At 72.4% G+C, this 8772-nt stretch carries 9 protein-coding genes; 7 read left to right on the forward strand and 2 right to left on the reverse strand.

Features of this window, described 5'->3' with window-relative positions:
* On the forward strand, positions 1–1207 hold a 1207-nt coding region (locus tag E1182_RS26755), incomplete at its 5' end, for a phospho-sugar mutase (RefSeq protein WP_132270366.1).
* A 31-nt stretch (positions 1208–1238) separates the two neighbouring features.
* Here the strand turns inward: E1182_RS26755 and E1182_RS26760 are convergent.
* A complete protein-coding gene (locus tag E1182_RS26760; RefSeq protein ID WP_132270368.1) occupies positions 1239–1916 on the reverse strand; it encodes a GPP34 family phosphoprotein in 678 nt (225 codons plus the stop codon).
* A 96-nt stretch (positions 1917–2012) separates the two neighbouring features.
* Positions 2013–2645: a uracil phosphoribosyltransferase gene (gene upp / locus E1182_RS26765; protein WP_132270371.1), complete on the reverse strand. Its 633-nt coding sequence runs from the start codon at positions 2643–2645 to the stop codon at positions 2013–2015.
* A 136-nt stretch (positions 2646–2781) separates the two neighbouring features.
* Here upp and deoC point away from each other — a divergent pair, with 136 nt between their 5' ends.
* From deoC to E1182_RS26795, 6 genes are all read left to right on the forward strand, one after another.
* On the forward strand, positions 2782–3771 hold the full coding sequence (gene deoC, locus E1182_RS26770; protein ID WP_132270373.1) for a deoxyribose-phosphate aldolase: 990 nt from the start codon (positions 2782–2784) through the stop codon (positions 3769–3771).
* 5 nt (positions 3772–3776) lie between these two features.
* Positions 3777–5234 (forward strand): aldehyde dehydrogenase family protein, encoded by a 1458-nt coding sequence (locus E1182_RS26775; protein ID WP_132270376.1) that lies wholly within the window; start codon positions 3777–3779, stop codon positions 5232–5234.
* Entirely contained in the window at positions 5227–6051 is an 825-nt protein-coding gene (locus E1182_RS26780; protein ID WP_132270379.1) for an aldehyde dehydrogenase family protein, read from the forward strand. Before E1182_RS26775 ends, E1182_RS26780 begins: the two co-directional genes overlap by 8 nt.
* Before the next feature lie 40 nt (positions 6052–6091).
* Entirely contained in the window at positions 6092–6523 is a 432-nt protein-coding gene (locus E1182_RS26785) for a BlaI/MecI/CopY family transcriptional regulator (RefSeq protein ID WP_132270381.1), read from the forward strand.
* A 10-nt stretch (positions 6524–6533) separates the two neighbouring features.
* Complete coding sequence (locus E1182_RS26790) at positions 6534–7439, forward strand: M56 family metallopeptidase (RefSeq protein ID WP_132270384.1); 906 nt, start codon at positions 6534–6536, stop codon at positions 7437–7439.
* A 101-nt stretch (positions 7440–7540) separates the two neighbouring features.
* Positions 7541–8772: cytochrome ubiquinol oxidase subunit I (locus E1182_RS26795; protein ID WP_132270387.1), on the forward strand; the 1232-nt coding region annotated here is incomplete at its 3' end.

The raw sequence follows: 8772 nt of genomic DNA on the forward strand, positions 1-8772 counted from the left end.
GGACAACGGCTACAAGGTCTACCTGGGTGCCCGGCTCGGTGGGGAACTCGGGGCGGGGGCGCAGATCGTGCCGCCGGCCGACGCCGGGATCGAGGCGGCCATCCGGGCGGTCGGCCCGCTGGCGCAGGTGCCGCTCGGCCCGGCCGGTCAGGTGCTCGGCGACGACCTGGTGGCGTCGTACGTGGACCGGGCCGCCGCCGTGGTGACGCCGGACGGACCGCGTGACCTGAAGGTGGCCTACACCCCGCTGCACGGGGTCGGCGCGGCGGTGCTGACGGCCGCCTTCGCCCGGGCCGGTTTCCCGGTGCCCGGGGTGGTGCCCGACCAGGCCGAGCCGGACCCGGCCTTTCCGACCGTCGGCTTCCCCAACCCGGAGGAGCCGGGGGCGGTGGACCGTCTCGTCGCGCTCGCCGACGCGACCGGCGCGGACCTCGCGATCGCCAACGACCCGGACGCGGACCGCTGCGCGGTGGTGGTGCGCGACGGCTCCGGGCGCGAGGACGGGCAGGGCTGGCGGATGCTGCGCGGGGACGAGGTCGGCGCACTGCTCGCCGACCACCTGATGCGGCGCGGCGTGACCGGACTGTACGCCACCACCATCGTGTCGTCGTCCCTGCTGCGGGCGATGTGCGCGGCCCGGGGCCTGCCGTACGACGAGACGCTGACCGGGTTCAAGTGGATCGTCCGGGCCGGTGCGGGGGCGCACCCGCTGGTCTTCGGGTACGAGGAGGCGCTGGGCTACTGCGTCGCGCCGGGGCACGTCCGCGACAAGGACGGCATCACCGCCGCGCTGACCGTCGCCGAGTTGGCCGCCGAACTGAAGGCGCGGGGCCGCACCCTCGTCGACCGGCTCGACGAGTTGGCCGCCGAGTTCGGCGTGCACCACACCGACCAGCTCTCGGTCCGGGTGGACGACCTGCGGCTGATCGCCGACGCGATGGCCCGGATCCGGGCGGCCACCCCGACGACGCTGCTCGGACAGCCGGTCACCGAGGCGCGGGATCTGCTGCCCGGCGCGGACGTGGTGATCCTGCGGACCGCCGCGGCGCGGGTGGTGGTCCGTCCCTCGGGCACAGAGCCGAAGCTCAAGGCGTACCTGGAGGTGGTGGAGCCGGTCGCAAACGGCGACGTGGCCGCCGCCAGGGACCGGGCCCGGGCGGCCGTCGCGGCACTGCGCGCGGAGGTCGCCGCCGCCCTCGGTGTGTAGCCGATCAGAGGCGGACCGGCGCAGGCGGGAGTCAGCGGGGCGGGCCGAGCGCGGCGTTGACGGCCTGCCCCAGCGCGGTGATCACCAAGGCCACCGAGGGACGGACCAACGAGTCGTCCAGGCTGACCGTGCCGGTGAAGCCGGCACCGCCGCCGATCTCCTCCAGCCAGCGGTGGGCGTCCACGGCGGCCTGCCCGGTCAGGCCGAGGGCCGGTTCCATCCGGAGCACCGCGACCAACGTGGCCAGCGCGGCCGTCCGCTCGTCGGGGAGTTCGCCACCGGCGAGTGCCGCCGCGAGCCGGAGTCGGCTGTCCTCCTCGACGGAGGGGTCCGCCAGCGGATAGCGGTGCACCACGATGAAACCCAGCTCGGTCTCCTCGACGTGGCGCACCACACCCCGGTCGACGAGGTCGTCGAGGATCCGGTCACGCAGGCCGTGCCGGAGCCGCTGCACCCAGGACGACGGGGTGTGCGGCGTGTCCGCCGCGATCCGGCCGAGCACGCCGTCCAGGATCGGCTCACCGACCGGCGTCGGGTCGGTCGCCACCAGCGATCCGTCGGCGTACGCGATCCGCCCGGCCAGGGCCAGCTCGACCAGGACGGCTGCGGCCATCCCCAGGTCGAGGCCGATCCGGGACATGGTCGCCTTGCCCGTTTCGTCGTCGTACGCCAGCAGCAACAGCTCTTCGGCGAGCGCAACACCAGTCATGCCCCGGAACGCTAACGGTTGCCCGCACCTCCCGGGTCCCAACGCGCCCGCGCCGCCGCGGCGACCCGGCGTGCTCACCGCGGCGGCGCGGTGGGATCAGAAGCGGGGCATGCCGCCGAACTGGCGGTCACCGGCGTCGCCGAGGCCGGGCACGATGAACTTGTTGTCGTTCAGGCCCTCGTCGATGGCGGCGGTGACCAGGCGCAGCGGCAGGCCGGAGCGCTCCAGCCGCTCGATGCCGGCCGGCGCGGCCAGCACGCAGAGCACGGTGATGTCGGTGCAGCCCCGGTCGGCGAGCAGTTGACAGCAGTGCTCCAGTGAGCCGCCGGTGGCCAGCATCGGGTCGAGCACCAGCACCGGCAGGCCGGCCAGTTCCCGGGGCAGCGACTCCATGTACGCGCGCGGCTCGAAGGTCTGTTCGTCGCGGGCCAGGCCGACGAAGCCCATGGAGCTCTCCGGCAGCAGGCCGAGCGCGGCGTCGGCCATGCCCAGACCGGCCCGCAGCACCGGCACCAGCAGCGGCGGGTTGGCCAGCCGGGTGCCCTCGGTGTCGGTGACCGGCGTCCGCACCGGGAACTTCTCGACGGGGAAGGAACGCGCCGCCTCGTACACCAGCATGGTGGTGAGTTCGTGCAACGCGGCCCGGAACGACGAGGAGTCGGTCCGGGCGTCCCGCATGGCGGTCAGCCGCGACTGGGCGAGCGGGTGGTCAATGACATGTACGTCCACGATCGCTCAACCTACCGCTCGGGGGTGCCGACCACCTTCGGTGCGGCCCGACCAGCGACGCCGCTCACGTGTGGCGCTTCTGACCAGGCCAGCGTGACCAAGATCACCGGATGGTCCGGTGCGTAGTATTCGGAGCATGACGGCGACAGCGACGTCGGCCCGGTCGGACCTGTCCGAGCTGGGGCGATCCGAGATCGCGCTACGGACCTTCCTGCACGGCCTGCCGGGCGTGGACCAGGTCGGCGCGGAACAGCGGGCGGCACAGCTCGGCACCCGATCCATCAAGACAACCGCCAAGGCGCAGGCCATCGACCTGGCGATCCGGATGGTCGACCTGACCACCCTGGAGGGGGCCGACACCCCCGGCAAGGTCCGGGCCCTGGCCGCCAAGGCGCTGCGTCCGGACCCGGCCGACCCGGCCTGCCCACACGTCGGCGCGGTCTGCGTCTATCCCGCGATGGTCCCGTACGTGGCCGAGGTGCTGCGCGGGTCCGGCGTGCACCTGGCCAGCGTGGCGACCGCCTTCCCGTCCGGCCAGGCCCCGCTGGAGATCAAGCTCGCCGACACCCGGGCGGCCGTCGAGGCCGGCGCCGACGAGATCGACATGGTGATCAACCGGGGCGCCTTCCTGACCGGGCGCTACGCCGAGGTCTACGACGAGATCGTGGCCACCAAGGAGGCCTGCCGCGGTGCTGATGCCGGTCGCCAGGGGCGACCGCGAGCCCACCTCAAGGTGATCCTGGAGACCGGCGAGTTGGCCACGTACGACAACGTGCGTCGCGCCTCCTGGCTGGCGATGCTGGCCGGCGCCGATTTCATCAAGACCTCCACCGGCAAGGTCCCGGTCGCGGCGACCCTTCCGGTGACCCTGGTGATGCTGGAGGCGGTCCGTGACTTCCGCGCCGCCACCGGGCGGCAGGTCGGCGTGAAGCCGGCCGGCGGCATCAAGACCACCAAGGACGCGATCAAGTACCTGGTCATGGTCAACGAAACCGTCGGCGTGGACTGGTTGGACCCGGACTGGTTCCGGTTCGGTGCGTCCAGCCTGCTCAACGACCTGCTCATGCAGCGCACCAAGCTGACGACCGGCGTCTACCCCGGTCCCGACTACTTCACCCTGGACTGAGCCCGATGTTCGAATACGCCCCCGCCCCCGAGTCCCGCTCGGTGGTGGACATCAAGCCGACGTACGGGTTGTTCATCGACGGCCGGTTCGTCGACCCGAGCGACGGCGGCAGCCTCAAGTCGATCAACCCGGCCAGCGAGGAGGTGCTGGCCGAGGTCGCCGAGGGCGGCCCCGCTGACGTGGACCGCGCGGTACGCGCCGCCCGGACGGCGTACGAGCAGGTCTGGGGCCCGATGCCGGGCCGGGACCGGGCCAAGTACCTGTTCCGGATCGCACGGATCATCCAGGAGCGTTCCCGCGAGCTGGCTGTGCTGGAGTCGCTGGACAACGGCAAGCCGATCAAGGAAGCCCGCGACGTCGACCTGCCGCTGGTCGCCGCGCACTTCTTCTACTATGCCGGCTGGGCCGACAAGCTGGCCTACGCCGGGTTCGGCCGGACGCCGACGAGCCAGCACAGCGGGCCGGATCCGCAGCCTCTCGGCGTGGCCGCGCAGGTCATCCCCTGGAACTTCCCGCTGCTCATGCTGGCCTGGAAGATCGCCCCCGCCCTCGCCGCCGGCAACACGGTGGTGCTCAAGCCGGCCGAGACCACCCCGCTGACCGCGCTGCTCTTCGCCGAGATCTGCCAGCAGGCCGACCTGCCCGCCGGCGTGGTCAACATCGTCACCGGCGCCGGCGAGACCGGTCGGGCGCTGGTCGAGCACCCGGGCGTGGACAAGGTCGCCTTCACCGGCTCCACCGAGGTCGGCCGGGCCATCGCCCGGGCCGTCGCCGGCACCCGCAAGAAGCTCACCCTGGAACTGGGCGGCAAGGCCGCCAACATCGTCTTCGACGACGCCCCCGTCGACCAGGCCGTCGAGGGCATCGTGAACGGCATCTTCTTCAACCAGGGGCACGTCTGCTGCGCCGGCTCCCGGCTGCTGGTCCAGGAGTCGGTCGCCGATCAGGTGCTGGAGTCGCTCAAGCGCCGGATGGCCCGGTTGCGGGTCGGTGACCCGCTGGACAAGAACACCGACATCGGTGCGATCAACTCGGCCGCCCAGCTCGCCCGGATCCGGGAACTCTCCGATGCCGGCTCCGCCGAGGGCGCGCAGCGCTGGTCGCCGCCGTGCGAGCTGCCCGAACGGGGCTTCTGGTTCGCACCCACCATCTTCACCGGGGTCACCCAGGCGCACCGGATCGCCCGGGAGGAGATCTTCGGCCCGGTGCTGTCCGTGTTGACCTTCCGCACCCCGGCCGAGGCCGTCGAGAAGGCCAACAACACGCCGTACGGGCTGTCGGCGGGGATCTGGACCGACAAGGGTTCCCGGATCCTGTGGATGGCCGACCGGCTGCGCGCCGGTGTGGTCTGGGCCAACACGTTCAACAAGTTCGACCCCACCTCTCCCTTCGGTGGCTACAAGGAGTCGGGCTACGGTCGCGAGGGCGGCCGGCACGGGCTGGAGGCGTACCTGAATGTCTGAGCGGGTCGCGGTACGCAAGACGTACAAGCTCTTCATCGGCGGGAAGTTCCCGCGCAGCGAGTCGGGACGGTCGTATCTCGTGCAGGACTCGAACGTGTCGCTGGCTTCCCGCAAGGACGCGCGGGACGCCGTCGTGGCCGCCCGCGCCGCCGTGCAGGGCTGGGTTGGTGCGACCGCGTACAACCGGGGTCAGATCCTCTACCGGGTCGCCGAGATGCTGGAGGGCCGCCGCGAACAGTTCGTCGCGCTCGGCGTGCCCGCCGACGAGGTGGACGCCGCGACCGACCGCTGGGTCTGGTACGCCGGCTGGTCCGACAAGCTCCCGCAGGTGTACGGCGGCGCGAACCCGGTCGCCGGGCCGTACTTCAACCTGTCCACGCCGGAGCCCACCGGCGTGGTGGCCGTGGTGGCTCCGGAGTCCCCGGCGCTACTCGGCCTGGTCAGCGTGATCGCGCCGGCGATCGTCACCGGCAACACGGTGGTGGTGGCGGCCTCACCGTCCGCGCCGCTGGCGGCGGTGACCCTGGCCGAGGTGCTGGCCACCTCGGATCTCCCCGGCGGGGTGGTGAACATCCTGACCGGTCACCTGACGGAGACCGTGCCCACCTTGGCGAGCCATCTGGACGTCAACGCGATCGACCTGACCGGCGTCACCGACGCTGACCTGGCGGCCGCGCTGGAGGTCGGTGCGGCGCAGAACCTCAAGCGGGTGCTCCGGCCGGCCCCGGCGGACCACGACTGGTTCGCCGACCCCGGCATCACCCGGATGACCACCCTCCTGGAGACGAAAACCGTCTGGCATCCCAAGGGGGTGTGAGCGCCCGGGGGGGTCTACTACGGGGGGTAGGATTGGGGACGTGACTCGGTTGGGCGATCTTGAGCGTGCGGTGATGGACGTGCTGTGGGACTCGGTGCCCGCCGCGTCGGGCGGGGTGACCGTGCGCGAGGTGGCCGATGCCCTGGACGGACGCGAGCTGGCGTACACCACGGTGATGACCGTGCTGGACCGGCTCGCCGGCAAGGGCATGGTGCAGCGCGAACGGGAGGGGCGGGCCTGGCGCTACCGGGCCGCGGCCAGCCGCGAGGCGCACATCGCGCAGCTCATGCTCGATGCCCTCGACCTCGGCGGCAGCCGCGACGCGGCGCTGGTCCGGTTCGCCCGCTCGGTCACCGGCACCGAGGCCGACGTGCTCCGCGCGGCGCTGGGGGCGCAGGCCGGGCGCACCGACCGGGTCGACGACCCGCGCGCCGGGCGGGCGAGGCGCGCCGACGAGGCGACGGACCGGTAGGGCGGCACCCGTGGCCTTCGCCGTGCACTTCGCCGCGTCGATGCTGGCCTGCTGGTTGACCGCGCAGGTGCTCGCCGCCTCCCGATGGACGTGGCGCGCGCCCCGGGTGGCCATCGTCTGCTGGCAGGCCGTCGGGCTGGCACTGGGCCTGTCCGCGATCGGGCTGCCGATGGCGTCGGGTCTGGCCGCGTACGACCGACCGACCGGCAGCGCCCTGCTCGCCCTCGCCTCCGACCTGGGTCACGGCACCCTCCCGGCCGGGATGGGCGCCGCGCAACTCGGGCTGGTGGCCATCGGGTTCGGCATCGGCGGCGTCCTGCTCACCACGACCGTGCGCAGTGTCCACGCCACGGTCCGCGCCCAGCGCCGGCACCGGGACCTGCTCACTCTGGTCGCTCGCCGGGATCCGACCGTGCCGGGCGCGCTGGTGCTGGACCATCCGAGCGCCGCGGCGTACTGCCTGCCCGGGGTGCGGCCCCGGGTGGTGGTCAGCGCCGGCACGCTCGATTTGCTGGACCGGGCCGAGTTGGCGGCGGTGCTCACCCACGAGCGGGCGCACGCGCAGGAGCGGCACGATCTGGTACTGCTGCCGTTCACCGCGCTGTGCCGGGCGCTGCCCTGGTTCCGCTGGGTCCGCGACGCGCACGAGCGGGTCGCCCTGCTGGTCGAGATGCGGGCCGACGACAAGGCCCGCGAACTGCACGCCGAGGCGTCCCTCGCCGGCGCGCTGCGCCGCTTCGCGGCCTGCCGGGACCGGATCACCCCGGTCGGTGCGCTCGGGGTGGGCGACCGCGACCTGGACGTGCGGGTGCAACGACTGATGCTGGCCGACCGTCCGCCCCGGGTGCTCGGGGCCACCGCGCTGGCCGTGGCGGCCACCCTGGTCGCCCTGCCGGTCTCCCTTTTCCTGAACTGAGCCGACCGTCGAGCCACCCTTAGGGATCTTCACGGAGGTATAAGTAGAGAGCCTACGTGTAGGTTTTCTACGACAAGTGAGCCAACTCCCGGGAAGCGGTCATGGACACCCTGCTCCTCGCACGCCTGCAGTTCGCCACCACCACCTCGATCCACTTCCTGTTCGTGGTGGTCACCCTGGGCCTGGTCACCCTGCTGGTCGGGATGCAGACCGCCGGGTACCTCACCGGCAACCCGGCGTGGGAGCGACTGACCCGGTTCTGGGGTCAGCTCTACGTGATCAACTACGTGCTCGGCATCGCCACCGGCATCGTGATGGAGTTCCAGTTCGGGCTGAACTGGAGCGGCCTGTCGCGCTACGTCGGCAACGTCTTCGGCGCACCCCTGGCCATCGAGACGCTGGTCGCGTTCTTCCTGGAGTCCACGTTCCTCGGCATGTGGATCTTCGGCTGGCACCGGCTACGCCGTGGCGTCCACCTCGCACTGCTCTGGGGCGTCGCGCTCACCGCGTACGCCTCCGCCTTCTGGATCATGGTGGCCAACGCCTGGTTGCAGAACCCGGTCGGCTACCAGGTGCGCGACGGAATCGCCCACCTCACCGACTTCGGCGCGCTGCTCACCAACCCCACCTTCGGGACAGCCTTCGGGCACGTGGTCGCCGCCGCGCTGCTCACCGGCGGCCTGCTGATGGCCGCGATCAGCGCCGGTCACCTGCTGCGCCGCACCCCCGACTTCGCACTGTTCCGCACCTCGCTGCGGATCGGGCTGGTCACCGCCGCGGTGGCGGTGACCCTGGTGCAGGGCTTCGGCTTCGCCCAGTTCGGCCCGGTCCAACAGGTCCAACCGACCAAGTTCGGCGGCGGCCCGACCGCCGACACGCTGGTCGCCGAGTGGACCGCCCGGTTCGGCCCCGGCGACTACACCCCGCCGGTGCTGTCCAGCGTCGGGCTCGGCTTCATGATCCTGATCGGCTTGCTCCTCGGCGGCGTCTGGCTCCTGCTGCCGCTGCTCTGGCGGGACTGGATCATCCGGCTGCGCTTCCCGCTCTGGCTGCTCCGAATCGCCCTGCCGCTCCCCTTCATCGCGGTGATCCTCGGTTGGATCGCCCGCGAGGTGGGCCGCCAGCCCTGGGTGGCGTACGGGTTGCTCCCCACCGAACGGGCCGTCTCGACCGTCGCCCCCGGGCTCATGCTCACCTCGCTGATCGGCTTCACCCTGCTGCTCGGCGCCCTGTCGGTCACCAACTGGGTGCTGTTCGCCCGGCACGCCGCCCGGGGCGCCGCCGATCCCGCCCTCGGCCGCCCACCCGGCGCGCCGGACGACGAGCCCCACCC

It is taken from the genome of Micromonospora sp. KC721 (assembly GCF_004348355.1).
In the GTDB taxonomy this organism is placed as follows: domain Bacteria; phylum Actinomycetota; class Actinomycetes; order Mycobacteriales; family Micromonosporaceae; genus Micromonospora.

Bases quoted from the DNA above. Each gene is read 5' to 3' on its own strand.
- E1182_RS26775 (WP_132270376.1), top strand. From the start codon at position 3,777: ATGTTCGAATACGCCCCCGCCCCCGAGTCCCGCTCGGTGGTGGACATC.
- E1182_RS26760 (WP_132270368.1), bottom strand. From the start codon at position 1,916: ATGACTGGTGTTGCGCTCGCCGAAGAGCTGTTGCTGCTGGCGTACGAC.
- deoC (WP_132270373.1), top strand. From the start codon at position 2,782: ATGACGGCGACAGCGACGTCGGCCCGGTCGGACCTGTCCGAGCTGGGG.
- E1182_RS26780 (WP_132270379.1), top strand. From the start codon at position 5,227: ATGTCTGAGCGGGTCGCGGTACGCAAGACGTACAAGCTCTTCATCGGC.